The following is a 14,137-nucleotide window of genomic DNA, read 5'->3' as shown; positions in this document are numbered from 1 at the left end:
TCAATAAACCGCCCGGCGCATGGCCGGGCTCTTTATTGGATGATCGATGCCAATCAGGCCGCTGCCGTAGCCAACGATGCGGCCTGCTGATCGAGCGTCTGTGGGGCGAGCGCGGGATGATCCCAGCCCTGCTTGGGAAGAAAGCGATCGCCGTAGCGTTTGGCCAGTTGTTCCAGCCGCTGCTTGAGCTTGTCGGCGCCTTCGGTGCGAACGTACTGGATCGGGCCGCCTCGGAACGGCGCAAAGCCGGTGCCGAAGATCACGCCGGCGTCGAGCAGGTCGGCGTCGTCGACCACGCCATCGGCGAGACAGGCGATCGCTTCGTTGACCATCGGCAGAATCATGCGCTCCTGCAGGTCGGGCGGCATGATGTACTCCTTGTCGACCTCGGGCTTCTGCGGCTTGCCTTCGCTCCAGGTATACAGGCCCTGGCCGTCCTTCTTGCCGCGCTTGCCGACTTCCATCTTGTCTTCCAGACCCGGCGGGACTTCCAGCTTAAGGAAGGGCGCCAGCTCCTTGCCGACCGATGCGCAGACGTCCAGACCGACGGTATCAGCCAGTTCGATCGGACCCATCGGCATGCCGAATTTCTTCGCTTCGCGATCCAGCACGGGGCCGGGCACACCTTCGCTGTAGAGCCGCATCGCTTCGAGCAGGTAGGGCATCAGAATGCGGTTGACCAGAAAACCCGGCGTGCCTTTTACGGCAACGGGCAGCTTGCCGATCGCCTTGCAGAACGCCAGTGCGCGTTTCTCGACGGTCGGATCCAGCTGGTCGTGCCGCACGACTTCGACCAGCGGCATTTGCGCCACCGGATTGAAAAAGTGCAGACCGAGGAAACGCTGCGGTGCAGCCAGCCCCGTGCGCAGTTCGTCGAGCGGAATACTGGAGGTGTTGGTCGCAAGTATCTGGCTGCCTTGGAACTGCGGCTCGATTTTGCCGTAGAGCTCGCGTTTGGCATCGGCGTTTTCAAAAATCGCTTCGATGGCCAGATCGGCGCTGGCCACGCCTGTGCCTTCGACATCGGCGCGCAGGCGACGCGTGGTCTGCTCTATTTTTTCCGGCGTCTTGAGCTTCTTCTCGTACAGTTGGCGCGCACGATCCAGCGCGGGCTGGATGAACTTCATCTCGCGATCCTGCAAGGTCACTTCGAATCCGCGGAAGGCTGCCCAGGCGGCGATGTCGCCACCCATCACGCCGGCACCGACCACATGCACGTGCTTGATCGCGGCATCCACGCCGGCGCCCTGGCTCTTGAGTCGCTCCTGCAAAAAGAAGATGCGGATCAGATTCTGCGCCGTCGATGTTTTCGACAGTTTGGCAACCGAACGCGCCTCAAGCTTCAGCCGCTGGGTGATGCCGGGGCCACCGCGCTTCCACACGTCGATCATGGCGAAGGGCGCGGGGTAATGCTCTTTGCGCACTTTGGCGGCGGTCTGCTTGATCATCACCGGTGCAAGAATCTGACGGGCGAGCCAGGTGTTGGTTGCCCACGCCTTCGCGCGCAGCGCAAACGGGCGTTGTTGCGGTCGACGCAGCAAGTGCTTGGCCTCGGCCAGCAACTCCTCGGGCCGGCACAGGCGATCGACGACGCCCATGCTGAAGGCGCGCTTGGCCGACAGCGCGCGGCCGGTCAGCATGATCGGCATCGCTTCGGTCGCGCCGATCAGTCGGGGCAGTCGTGCGGTGCCACCCCAGCCGGGGTGGATGCCGAGCATCACTTCGGGCAAACCGATCTTGGTCTTTTCATCGTCGGCCGCAATGCGCTGACGGCAGGCGAGAATCAGCTCCGTGCCGCCGCCCATGCATGCCCCGTGGATCGCCGCCACCGTGGGGCAGGGAAGTTTTGCCAGCGCCTCGTAGACGCGCTGGCCGTGCTCGATGTTTTCCAGCACGGTATCGTTCTTGGCATATTCCAGAAATGCCTTGATGTCCGCGCCGACGGCGAACCCTGCGGGCTTGGCCGAATGGATGATCACGCCGGCCGGCTTCTCGATCGCCAGACGCTCGACGATCTGCTCCAGTTCGTTGAGCACCGCGCGCGAAATCGCGTTAACGCTGCTGCCTTCGCGGTCCATGCTCAGGGTGACAATGCCGTCGTCGCTCTGGCTGGTCTTCCAATGGTTGAAACGCAGTCCTTCGAACATAAGCATGCAAACGTCAGTGGGAGAGGTAGGAACCATACCGTTCCGCCGCCTTGATTGCGAGATGTGACCGGTGCACTTGACCGTAAAGTAAAGGCAGTGTGAAATCGCTCTCGTCATTCCTGTGGGTTGTATCGCTGAACGGCACGCCAGAGCTGTTCTGCGCGGGTATGGGCGCAGCCTGCGCCCCGATCGGCTACTGAAAAAGAAGAAAACATCGATGTGCCGTGCTTCTACAGCGCAAGCGCGATACCCGGTCAAGTTTTCGGCCAGTCCACGATTGAACGCGGCATATGCCACCGCCGTTCGAAGGATGGGCAACTCATGTCGTCCGCTATGACCGCCTCGACGCCGCAGGCGGCTGCGGAAATTCTCGACCGCATTATCGATGCGTCCAGCGGACTCGTGCTGCTGGATGGCGCCGACCCGCTGAGCCTGATCGCGCAGTTCCGCGCGGTGTCGCGCAGTACCGGTCAGGCCATGTACCTGTGGCAGCCCGACACCGGTCTGGGAAGCCTGCGCGACGTGCATGTGCGTGTGCCCGACTGCCAACGCCTGGGCAATGCGCTGCGGTACATGCAGCAGAGCATCCATTTCGGCATCTACTTTCTGGTGGGCCTGGAGTTGCCGCTGTCGGCGATGGATGCCACTTTATTGCGCCAGCTGGCGCGCATGCCGAGGGAGCATCTGCGGCGGGTTGTGCTTATCGATGCGCCGGCGGCTCTGGCCGACCACCTGGGCGAATTGGCCGTACGCCTGAACAGTGCCGACAACTCTCCCAGACACTTGCGTCTGCGTGACGGCCGCTGGCTGGCATGAGGCCGCACGCATGAATTTGCATTCCGGCATTCTGGTGGTCGCGGCCGAGCGCAATCTGCGCCGCCAGTTGTTCGATGCGTTGGATCAGGCGGGCTATCCCTGCATCCACAGCGCCCGCGATGTGACGCACGCAGCGATCCTGCTGGAAGGTCGGCCGGCGCTGCAGCTGATTATCGCGGTACTAGATGGTGACGAGCAGCAGGCGCAGCTGACCTGCGAGCAGATGCAAACTTTGCCCGGTGGTTTGGATACGCCGTTGCTCGCCGTGCTGGGCGAGAGCGCATCCTTCGATCCCAGCGAGCTGCCGTCCTGCGTTTGCGACTGGCTTCACGTGACGCAAATCGCCAGTGAGCTGGCGACGCGCTGGCGGCGTCTGCAAACCCGGCTGCCTGCGGGCGCAAACAACCGATCGCCTAGCACCGACGGGCAGGGCGATTATCGTTACCTGTTCGACGAGAGCGATAGCGAGTGGCTGATCGTCGACCCGACGTCGCAATGCGTGCTTGAAGTCAGTTCCACCGTGGTGCGGCACAGCCGCCTGCACGCCAGCCAGTGGGAGGGCATGCCGCTGGCCGAGATGCTGCGTTTTGAAGGCGTCGGCATCGAGCAGGTATTGCTCGATGCCGACCGGCGCTGGTATCCGTGCCAGCGAAAGTCCGCGCAGGGCGACGATACCGGCCAGGCCAACGTACGTCGCATTCCTCACGCGGGGAGCGCGGCGCTGGCACTGATGTTTCGCAGCGACCGCGCCGACCTGCGCGCGGAAGCCGCGCTGGCGCTGCTGTCACGCATGTTTATTTCGACCAGCGGCGTGGACACGCAGATCGCGGCGGCCCGCCTGCTGTTCGATGAGCTGGGGCTGGATTACCTGACCGTGTGGTCGGTGCGCACCGGCGCCATCGACGCCCCGAATCAGCTGCTGCAGCTGTGGAGCGGCGATGACCTCGAATGGCCTGCGGCGCAGTGGCAGACGTCGCTGCAGTCGGTGCTGGCCGGCAAAGCGTTTCTCTACCGTAGCGATGCGCTTGCCCTGGCATCGCCGGACCCGCTGTTGCTGCAGCTAGGGTTGACCGGGTTTGCCGGCCTGCCGTTGTACGACGAGCGCCACACCGTGCTCGGTGCGATGCTGGCCGGCAGCCGCAAAGCCTTTGGCGAAATGGCAATCATCGAACCGGTGTTGCGCTGTGCGGCGGCACGTTTCGCACAGGTCATCGAGTTGAACCGCACGCGCGCACAGGCGCGCGCCGAGGGTCTCGTCGACGCGCTCACCGGCTTGCCCAACCGCCTGCTGTTCAACGACCGGCTCGACACGATCCTCAGCGAGGCGACGCGCAGCGGCGAATGCTTCGCCGTGCTCTTTGTCGATCTCGATCAGTTCAAGGCGATCAACGACAGCCACGGCCATGCGGCGGGCGATCAGGTGCTGCGCGTGGTCGCCCAGCGGCTGATCGCCAGCGTGCGTGCGTCCGATACGGTAGCGCGCTATGCCGGTGACGAGTTCATCATCGTGCTGCGGCATATCGTCAAGAACGACGACGTGCAGCGTGTGGCCGAAAAGATCGTGCAGGCGATGAGCACGCCGCTGAATCTGGATACGGGCGTTACGCTGAATGTCACAGTGTCGATGGGGCTGAGCTTTTTCCCCGACGATGCCGGTGACACCGAAATCCTGCTCCGGCACGCGGACGAGGCGATGTATGCGGCCAAGAAGCAGGGTCGAAATACCTTCAAGATCTACGAGATGAGCCCGGAATACGCGAAGCAGCATGGCACCGTGCTGCGTTCGCGTCTGCGTCACGCCGAGGGCAACGGCGAGCTGCGCGTGGTCTACCAGCCGCAGGTGGATACAGGCAGCGAAGACATCGTCGGCATGGAGGCGCTGGTGCGCTGGGAGCATCCGGAGCTCGGCATGATCAGTCCCGCGGTTTTCATTCCGCTGGCCGAGGAAACCGGCTTGATCGTCTCGATCGGCGAATGGGTCATGCGCACCGCCTGCCGGCAGGCGCAGGAATGGGAGCGACAGTACGGGCTGCGCCTGCGCCTGGGCGTGAATCTGTCCGCCGTGCAGCTGATGGAGCCGCATCTTCTGGATACCGTGGCGAGGGTGCTGACCGACACCGGGCTCGATCCAGATCTCCTGGAGCTGGAGATTACCGAAAGCATCAGCATCAAGGCGGCGCCAAACCTGATCGAGAATCTCAACGCGCTGCACCGGCTCGGCTGTCACATCGCGATCGACGATTTCGGTACCGGAGCGGCTTCGCTGGATTACCTGCGGCGGCTGCCGACCGATCGCATCAAGATCGACCAGAGTTTCGTCCGCAATATCGGCGTCGATCCGGACGACGAGGCGATCGTGCGCGCGACCATCGACATGGCGCATCGGCTCAATCGCGCCGTAGTGGCCGAGGGCGTCGAGACCGAGCAGCATTTCGAATTTCTGCGTGAGCATCGGTGCGATGAGCTGCAGGGCTATCTTTTCTGCCGGCCCCAGCCGCCGCTCCATTTCGGCAGCCTGCTGGCCGAACGTCAGCGACTGCTGGATGAGCGCACGACGGTGGCGGCTTGAGCCCGGCTCGGCTGTCCCCATAACCCTGCCAAGCGGATATGCGTGCAGGCCGGGTCTGGTCTGACAATCTTCCAACGGGCGTTGCGCTATGTTTGACGGAATAATCACGCACACGCTGAACTTGACCGGCAGGTTGCTGTCTGACCCGCGTGTCCAGTTTTAACCCAGTTCCCGCAGCGGATGACGGCATTGACGATGGATACAGCCCGAATGGGCGAAAACGAACTGGATCGCGCGCTGGTCGAGCGTGTTCAGAACGGGGACAAGCGAGCTTTCGACCTCTTGGTGCGCAAGTACCAGCATAAGGTCATCGCCCTGGTATCCCGCTACGTGCGCAGCCACGCCGAGTGCGAGGATATTGCGCAGGAGTCGTTTATTCGCGCGTGGCGGGCCCTCGGTTCGTTCCGCGGCGACAGCGCGTTTTATACGTGGCTGTACAAGATTGCGGTAAATACGGCCAAAAACCATCTGGTGGCGATGGGCCGCCGTCCGCCGACCGACGATGTGGACGCCGAGGATGCGGTTTTCATGGCAGGCGCCGAGCGCATGCATGACAGCGCCACGCCCGAACGCGAAATGATGCGCCAGGAAATTGAACAATCCGTATTTTCCACTGTCCAAGCCTTGCCCGAAGAACTGCGTACCGCCATCACGCTTCGCGAAGTGGACGGTCTGAGTTATGACGAAATCGCAGAGGCGATGGGTTGCCCGATCGGTACGGTGCGTTCGCGCATCTTCCGGGCACGTGAAGCGATCGATGAAAAGCTGCGGCCGCTATTGTCGGACCGCGAGGACAAGACATGAACAAGCCAGACATGACCCCGAACGCCAACGAAGACCTTTCCGCCGGCCTCGACGGCGAGCTGTCGAAAGAGGCCATGCGCTTTTTATTGCGCCGGCTCGATCACGACGTCTCGCTGCAGCAGACGTGGACGCGTTACAACCTGGCTCGCGATGGGCTGCGTCGGCAGTTGCCGGCGCTGGCGTCGTCGAGTTTCGCCTCTCGGGTGATGCTGGCGATCGATCAGGAGGCTGCGCCTGTCGGCACAAAGCGCAATCACTGGCTGCGCTGGTCCGCCGGCGGCGCCATCGCTGCCAGCGTGGCCGCGGCCGCGCTGATGATCGGCCAGCCTGTGGCGGATGTGGATCGCACCGCGGCGGCACCCAGCGGTCAGCGGGCGGCCGGCAGCAGTGCCGTTGCCGACATCACGCCAGCGCGCAAATCGTCGATTCCGGCCACGGTGCCGTCCTGGCTGAGCGGCAATTCGGCGGGCACGTTGAGCCAGCAGGCGTCCGCCACCAGCGAGATTTTTCCGGGCGGCAATCAGCCGGTGTACGGCAGCAAGCGTCTCTCGGCGTATCCGCTGATGCACCGCTACCGCACTTTGAACAATAACGACGGTAGCTACTTATTGCTGCTCGATCCACAGCAGCAGCCGGTTTCGCAGAATCCGCCGCGACAGGCTGCGGCCGCGGTGCACTGAATTTGCCGTTACGCCAGTGACGGGTGCCGCCGCCCATCGTGTTTGTCTCCGAACCGTCGGCCCACCCGGGCCGACGGTTTTTTTATGGGCGGATGCCGCTGCCTGGTTACCGGGCATCCCGCCTGCGGCGGCGAGGTTCGCAAGTCGAGCGATCGGGCGGCGCCCATGTTTTTCATCAAGCCAACCCTACTAGGAGGAGTCATGAAATTTCCCGTCTTGCGCACTCTGGCGTGCGGCGTGTCGCTGAGTCTTGCTGTCGCCACCGGCAGCGCATGGGCGCAGACCACCACGATGGCTACTGGCGGCCTGCCGGATTTCACCGGCATCGTCGAGAGAAACGCGCCTGCCGTGGTGCACGTTGAAGCCAAATACAACGGCAAGAGCCGAAAGCCGTCGCGCGCGTCGACCGATCCCGATCAGGACGGCAGCCCGGACGATCCGCAGGCGGAAATGTTTCGACGCTTTTTCGGCATGCCGATGATGCCCTCGCCGGAAGACCAGAAGCACACCTCGCTGGGTTCGGGTTTCATCATTTCGCGCGATGGCTACGTGTTGACCAACAACCACGTTGTCGACGGCGCCGACGAGGTGACCGTGCGCTTGCAGGATCGGCGCACGTTCACTGCCAAGGTCGTCGGTACCGATCCGAAATACGACATCGCCGTGCTGAAGATCAACGACGGCGACAACTTACCGGCAGTCAGCGTCGGCGATTCGCGCACGCTCAAGGCCGGCCAGTGGGTGCTGGCCATCGGCTCGCCGTTCGGTTTCGATTACACCGTGACGCAGGGCATCGTCAGTGCCGTCGGACGCAATCTGGGCAGTGCCGACCAACCGTACACCTCGTTTATCCAGACCGACGTGCCGATCAACCGCGGCAACTCCGGCGGTCCGCTGTTCAACCTGCAGGGCCAGGTGGTCGGCGTCAATTCGCAGATCTATTCCAGCACCGGAGGCTACCAGGGCGTGGCGTTCTCGATCCCGATCGACGTGGCGATGAGCGCGGTCGAGCAGATCAAGGCACATGGCTTCGTCACTCGCGGTCAGCTCGGCGTGCACGTGGGGCCACTCAGCGACGATGTGGTCAAGGCGCTGAAGCTGCCCAATGCGAATGGCGCCATCGTTTCCGACGTCGACGCCGGCAGTGCTGCCGGCAAGGCCGGGATACAGCAGGGCGACATCATCGTCGGATACAACGGCCAGCCCATCAGCCAAGCGCCCGATCTGCCGCCGCTGGTCGGCTTGACCAAGCCGGGCACCAAGGCAACGCTGGACATCATTCGTGACGGCAAGAAAATAACCATCCCGGTCGTCGTGGGCGCCGCTCCGCGTGATGACAAGACGTTGTCGAGCGCGTCCGACGGCGGCTCTGCGTCCGCGCCATCGGGTTCGACCGCGCTGGGCCTTTCGGTGCAGAACATCGATGCGGCAACCCGTCAGCAGCTGGGCCTGAAATCCGGCGAAGGTGTCCAGATCGGCGGCATCACCGGGCGCGCGGCGGCCAGCGCCGGCCTGCAGCAAGGCGACATCATTTTGATGGTGAACCAGCAGCGGGTCGGCAACGTCACCGCCTTCCAGGCCGCCACCAAGGGCCTGAAAGCAGGCGATACCGTGCTGCTGCTGGTGCGTCGCGGCGACCAGAGCCAATTCATCGGCTTGACGGTGCCGGACGGCAAATAAGCGCGGTGCTTGTGCTGCCGCCACGTTTCGGCCTGATGCCGGGTGTGGCGACAGCTCGTATCGCTCAAGCGGCACCTCTCGATCTCCGCCGTGGCCATGCGGCCGGGGCGGTGCGTTCCATGCGATAATGCCGGGTTAGCATCACCCGTCGGTGGTGCGCTGCCTGCGCGCCGCGTGTGGCGGCAGACCCACGTTCGACAGGCCGCCAGCGCTCCATGGAATTGATCCGCAACTTCTCCATCATTGCCCATATCGACCACGGCAAGTCGACGCTCGCCGATCGCATCATCCAGCTGTGCGGCGGTCTGGCCGATCGCGAGATGGAAGCGCAGGTGTTGGACAACAACCCGATCGAGCGCGAGCGCGGCATCACCATCAAGGCGCAGTCGGTGTCGCTGCCGTACACCGCGCGTGACGGCAAGACCTATCAGCTGAATTTCATCGACACGCCCGGGCATGTGGATTTCTCCTACGAGGTCAGCCGCTCGTTGGCCGCATGCGAAGGCGCGCTGCTGGTGGTCGATGCGGCGCAGGGTGTCGAGGCACAGTCGGTCGCCAACTGCTACACCGCGGTGGAGCAGGGGCTCGAAGTGATTCCCGTGCTCAACAAGATCGATCTGCCGACGGCCGATATCGAAAAGGTAAAGCTCGAGATCGAGGCCGTGATCGGCATCGATGCCACCGACGCGGTGGCGATCAGCGCCAAGACCGGCCTCAACGTGATCGAGGTGCTGGAGGCGATCATCGCCCGCATTCCGCCGCCTAAGCCGCGCGATACCGATCGGCTGCAGGCGCTGATCATCGACTCGTGGTTCGACAATTACCTGGGCGTCGTGTCGCTCGTGCGCGTGATGCAGGGCGAGATCCGTCCCGGCGACAAGCTGCTGGTGATGTCGACCGGCCGCACCCACGAAGTCGGCGACGTCGGCGTGTTCACGCCCAAGCGCAAGAAGCTCGACCATCTGGGCGCGGGCGAAGTCGGCTGGATCAACGCCTCGATCAAGGACGTGCACGGCGCGCCGGTCGGCGACACGCTGACCCATGCAGGCAAGCCGGCGGAGAAGGCGCTGCCGGGTTTTCAGCACATGCAGCCGCGCGTGTTCGCCGGCCTGTTTCCGGTGTCCTCCGACGATTACCCGGCGATGCGCGAGGCGCTGGACAAGCTGCGCCTGAACGACGCCGCGCTGTTTTTCGAGCCGGAGTCGTCCGAGGCGATGGGCTTCGGTTTTCGCTGCGGGTTTCTCGGCATGCTGCACATGGAAATCGTGCAGGAGCGGCTGGAGCGCGAATACGATCTCGATCTGATCACCACCGCGCCCACCGTGATCTACGAGATCCTGAAAACCGACGGCAGCATCATGATGCTGGACAACCCTTCCAAGCTGCCGTCGTCGCCGCAAGTGCAGGAAATCCGCGAGCCGATCATCGTGGCCAGCATCCTCACCCCTGAGGCCTACATCGGCAACATCGTCACGCTGTGCCAGGACAAGCGCGGCGTGCAGCGCTCGATCCAGTACTTGGCCACGCAGGTGCAGATCGTTTACGAAATGCCGCTGGCCGAAGTCGTGATGGATTTCTTCGACCGGTTGAAATCCGTGTCGCGCGGCTATGCCTCGATGGACTATCACTTCGAGCGCTTCGAGGCCGGCCCATTCGTGCGCACCGATGTGCTGATCAACGGTGACCGCGTCGACGCGCTGAGCCTGATCCTGCACCGCAGCCATGCCGACCGCAAAGGCCGCGAGCTGGTGGAACGCATGAAAGACCTTATCCCGCGCCAGCAATTCGACGTGGCGATCCAGGCTGCCGTGGGCGCGCAGATCATCGCTCGCTCCACCGTGAAAGCGCTGCGCAAGAACGTTCTGGCCAAGTGCTACGGCGGCGACGTGAGCCGCAAAAAGAAACTTCTGGAAAAGCAGAAGGAAGGCAAGAAGCGCATGAAGCAGGTCGGGCGGGTGGAAATTCCGCAGGAAGCGTTTCTTGCGGTGTTGCGGGTAGATAAATAAGCGCTGGGTCATCGATTTAGGCGATGATCTGACCGATATCGAATTGAAACCGGTCTGGATCGATAACGACGGAGCACTCCATGGATTTTGATTTTTCGGCGATTCTGCTTGGCCTCACTGTGCTGTTCGGCGTGGTGTGGGGCCTGGATCGCCTGTTTCTGTACAAAAAGCGCAAGGCACGTCTCGATGCCGCCGGCACCGAGTACACCGATCCGGTGGCGGTAGACTGGGCGCGCTCGCTGTTTCCGGTGGTGTTGGTGGTGCTGCTGCTGCGTTCGTTCGTGGCCGAGCCTTTTCGCATTCCCTCCGGCTCGATGATGCCGACACTCGATGTCGGCGACTTTATTCTGGTCAACAAGTTTGCCTACGGCCTGCGCATGCCGGCCTTCAACACCAAGTTCCTCAGCATTGGCGAACCCAAGCGCGGCGACGTGGTGGTATTCCGCTTTCCTGGATATCTCTGCAAAGATGAAAGCGGTCAGATGATTCGCGTCGGCGGCGGCGAAGACGGCGAGCCCGCCCTCGGCCCGGATGACACCTGCCCGACGCCGCATCTGCCGGTGCAGAGCCAGAACTGGATTAAGCGGATCATCGGCCTGCCGGGCGACACCGTTGAGGTGCACGATAGCCAGATCATCATCAACGGCAAGCCGGTGGTCGACGAGGAAATCGGTCCGTTCAAGGGCAACCCGCAGCGCGAAGAAGACGCCCAACTGCTGAATTTCGAGGCCACCGTGTGGAACGAACACCTCGGCACGCGCGATCATCTGATCGCGCGCATGCCGCTTCGCGGCCCTACGCGTTCGATCCCGAATTCCAAAGTGCCCTCGCTGGTGCCGCAAGGCTGCTATCTGGTGATGGGCGACGATCGCGAAAACAGCCTGGACAGCCGCTGGTGGGGCTGCATGCCGGAGCAGAACCTGGCCGGCAAGGCGTTTCTGATCTGGATGAGTTGGAAGGGCCTGCACACCGGTGGCGTGGATTTCTCGCGCATCGGCACGCTGATTCACTAGGCGAGATTGCGTCATCCGATTCTGCCGGACTGCTACTCCGGCAATCGAATTGAACACAAGCGCGCCGGCCGTGCGAGAATCCGCTGGCGCGAGCGGTGCGTCGGCAATGCCGGTGGCAGCCAGAGGTATCGAAGGGACGAGTGAATCCGCGCGGGTCATTTTTCAGGCAGGTTATCTTTTAGGCATGGCCGCGATGTTTTATCGCGCCGTATTCTTCGATATGCAATACGCAGACCATAAGCACGCCACCTGGCGGCATAGTGAGGGGACTATGAAATCGAAACAGTCGGGCGTCACTCTGATCGGGTTTTTGTTTCTCATCATCATCGTCGGCTTTTTTGCCTATATGGCGATGAAGTTGTTCCCGTCCTATTCTGAATCGATGGGTGTCAGCAAGGCGATGAACCAGATCGCCACCGCAGGCACCAACGGCAAGACGCTCGACGATATCCGTCGCGACCTGTTCTTCAAGCTGGGCTTCCAGTACGTCGACGACGCCACCATCAAGCCGAGCGATATCACGATCAAGCGCGATGCGGGCGGTGGCAACACGCTCAATGTCGATTACGACAAGCAAATCCCGTTCATGTACAACATCGATTTTCTGCTGCACTTCCACAAGAGTGTGCCGCTGCAGGGCAATGTAGGCCAGTAAATGGTGCAACTGTCCTATCGTTTTCGCGACCCGGCGCTGGCGCAGCTGGCGCTCACCCACCGCAGCGTCGGCAAGCCGAACAACGAGCGACTGGAGTTTCTTGGCGATGCGTTGCTGGGTGCCGTCATCGCCGAACTGCTGTTCGAGGTTCATCCCAAGGCCAGTGAAGGCGAGCTTTCACGGCTGCGCGCGCAGCTGGTCAACGGCCAGGCTCTCGCCGCGGTGGCGCGCGAACTGGCGCTGGGTGACGAGCTCAAGCTCGGGCCCGGGGAGCTAAAGAGCGGCGGTTTTCGTCGCGATTCGATTCTGGCCGATGCCTTTGAGGCACTGATCGCCGCGGTGTATCTCGATGGCGGCTTCGACGCCTGTCGCGAAGTGCTGCGCGGCCTGTTTGGCGAGCGGGTCATCGCGTTGCGTCGATCCTCCAAGGATGCCAAGACCCGATTGCAGGAGTATCTGCAGGCCGGCGGCTGGCCGCTGCCGCAATACGATCTGCTCGCCAGCCACGGCGAGGATCACGCCAAGACGTTCGATGTCCGTTGCGCCATCGATCAGCCGCTGCCGCTGAGCGCACAGACGCGCGGCGACAGCCGCCGCGCCGCCGAGCAGGACGCGGCCGACATCGTGCTGAGCGAGCTGCTGGAAAAGCAGCGCAAAAAATCCTGATTTCTCTCGCCATGGCCGCCCTTTGGCGGTTCGGCGGGCCTCTCCCAACCCGCCGGGGACTTCGTGCGCACCGGTCACCTTTCCATGCTGTTTGCGGCGAAGCACTACACTTGCCGTCCGACTTGTCGAGCAATTCACCTCATGAACCACGAACTGGACCACCCCCAAGACACCGGCCCCGAGCTGCCGCACGAGGATTTTCGCTGCGGTACGGTGGCGCTGGCCGGCCGTCCGAACGTGGGCAAATCCACGCTGCTGAACGCGCTGATCGGCTTTCGCCTGTCGATCGTCAGCCCGCGGCCGCAGACCACGCGCCACCGCATTCTCGGTATCGCCACCAGCGAAGCGGGGCAGATTCTGTACGTCGATACGCCCGGTCTGCATCGCGGTGCCAAGCGCGCCATGAACCGCAGCCTGAATCGCGCCGCGCGTTCGGCGATCAGCGACGTCGATCTGGTGGTGCAGGTGATCGAGGCCGGTCGTTTCACCGATGAGGACGAGGCGCTATATGCGGCATTGGTCGAGCAGTCGTCGCCACGCATTCTGGTGATCAACAAGGTCGACCTCAACAAGGACAAGACGGTGATGCTGCCGTTCGTCACCGAGTTGGTGACCAAGCATAGTTACGATGAAATCCACTACGTCAGCGCGCTGAAAAAGCAGGGTTTGAGCGAGCTCGAACAGGCGATCCTGAAGCGCCTGCCGGTGCAGCCGCCGCAGTATGCCGATGACGAGGTCACCGACCGCAGCGAGCGCTTTCTGGCCGCCGAAATGGTGCGCGAACAGCTGATGCTGCGGCTCGATCAGGAGCTGCCGTATGCCACCACGGTAGAAATCGAGCAGTTCAGCGACCGGCCCGACGGCATCGCCGAAATCCACGCCATCATCTGGGTCGAGCGCGACGGCCAGAAAGCCATCGTCATCGGCAACGGTGGCGCCCAGCTCAAGGCGATCGGCAGCGGCGCCCGCCGCAATATGGAGCGCATGTTCGAGCGCAAGGTCTTCCTCAAGCTGTGGGTCAAGGTGCGCGAAGGCTGGGTGGACGACGAGAACATGCTGAAGAAGTTCGGGTATACGGATTAGGAGCGAGGGACGAGAGGC

At 62.8% G+C, this 14,137-nt stretch carries 11 protein-coding genes; 10 read left to right on the top strand and 1 reads right to left on the bottom strand.

The window, feature by feature from the left end; all coding sequences use genetic code 11:
• Positions 1 to 53: 53 nt before the first annotated feature.
• Entirely contained in the window at positions 54 to 2,153 is a 2,100-nt protein-coding gene (locus HDE78_RS02000; RefSeq protein WP_179476837.1) for a 3-hydroxyacyl-CoA dehydrogenase NAD-binding domain-containing protein, read from the bottom strand.
• Positions 2,154 to 2,468: 315 nt separating this feature from the next.
• On the opposite strand from HDE78_RS02000, the gene HDE78_RS01995 reads away from it, so the two are divergent.
• From HDE78_RS01995 to era, 10 genes are all read left to right on the top strand, one after another.
• Complete coding sequence (locus tag HDE78_RS01995) at positions 2,469 to 2,963, top strand: hypothetical protein (RefSeq protein WP_179476836.1); 495 nt, start codon at positions 2,469 to 2,471, stop codon at positions 2,961 to 2,963.
• A 16-nt stretch (positions 2,964 to 2,979) separates the two neighbouring features.
• Complete coding sequence (locus HDE78_RS01990; protein WP_179477112.1) at positions 2,980 to 5,532, top strand: bifunctional diguanylate cyclase/phosphodiesterase; 2,553 nt, start codon at positions 2,980 to 2,982, stop codon at positions 5,530 to 5,532.
• Positions 5,533 to 5,742: 210 nt separating this feature from the next.
• Positions 5,743 to 6,336, top strand: a complete 594-nt coding sequence (rpoE, locus tag HDE78_RS01985) for an RNA polymerase sigma factor RpoE (protein ID WP_179477111.1) — start codon at positions 5,743 to 5,745, stop codon at positions 6,334 to 6,336.
• The gene (locus tag HDE78_RS01980; RefSeq protein ID WP_255457554.1) at positions 6,333 to 7,016 is read left to right on the top strand and encodes a sigma-E factor negative regulatory protein; all 684 of its coding nucleotides are present in this window, start codon (positions 6,333 to 6,335) and stop codon (positions 7,014 to 7,016) included. Before rpoE ends, HDE78_RS01980 begins: the two co-directional genes overlap by 4 nt.
• 201 nt (positions 7,017 to 7,217) lie before the next feature.
• Positions 7,218 to 8,696, top strand: coding sequence for a DegQ family serine endoprotease (locus HDE78_RS01975; RefSeq protein WP_179476835.1), 1,479 nt, complete (start codon positions 7,218 to 7,220; stop codon positions 8,694 to 8,696).
• Positions 8,697 to 8,911: 215 nt separating this feature from the next.
• Positions 8,912 to 10,702: a translation elongation factor 4 gene (lepA, locus tag HDE78_RS01970; protein WP_179476834.1), complete on the top strand. Its 1,791-nt coding sequence runs from the start codon at positions 8,912 to 8,914 to the stop codon at positions 10,700 to 10,702.
• A gap of 80 nt (positions 10,703 to 10,782) precedes the next feature.
• The gene (gene lepB / locus HDE78_RS01965; RefSeq protein ID WP_179476833.1) at positions 10,783 to 11,715 is read left to right on the top strand and encodes a signal peptidase I; all 933 of its coding nucleotides are present in this window, start codon (positions 10,783 to 10,785) and stop codon (positions 11,713 to 11,715) included.
• A gap of 49 nt (positions 11,716 to 11,764) precedes the next feature.
• Complete coding sequence (locus HDE78_RS20940; RefSeq protein WP_255457553.1) at positions 11,765 to 12,370, top strand: DUF4845 domain-containing protein; 606 nt, start codon at positions 11,765 to 11,767, stop codon at positions 12,368 to 12,370.
• 3 nt (positions 12,371 to 12,373) lie between these two features.
• Positions 12,374 to 13,036: a ribonuclease III gene (gene rnc / locus HDE78_RS01955; RefSeq protein ID WP_179477108.1), complete on the top strand. Its 663-nt coding sequence runs from the start codon at positions 12,374 to 12,376 to the stop codon at positions 13,034 to 13,036.
• 141 nt (positions 13,037 to 13,177) lie between these two features.
• Positions 13,178 to 14,119, top strand: coding sequence for a GTPase Era (era, locus tag HDE78_RS01950; protein WP_179476832.1), 942 nt, complete (start codon positions 13,178 to 13,180; stop codon positions 14,117 to 14,119).
• Positions 14,120 to 14,137: the final 18 nt, after the last annotated feature.

The organism is Rhodanobacter sp. K2T2 (assembly GCF_013408815.1).
Classification (GTDB): Bacteria; Pseudomonadota; Gammaproteobacteria; order Xanthomonadales; family Rhodanobacteraceae; genus Rhodanobacter.
This window is presented reverse-complemented; position numbering and strand designations above follow the sequence as displayed.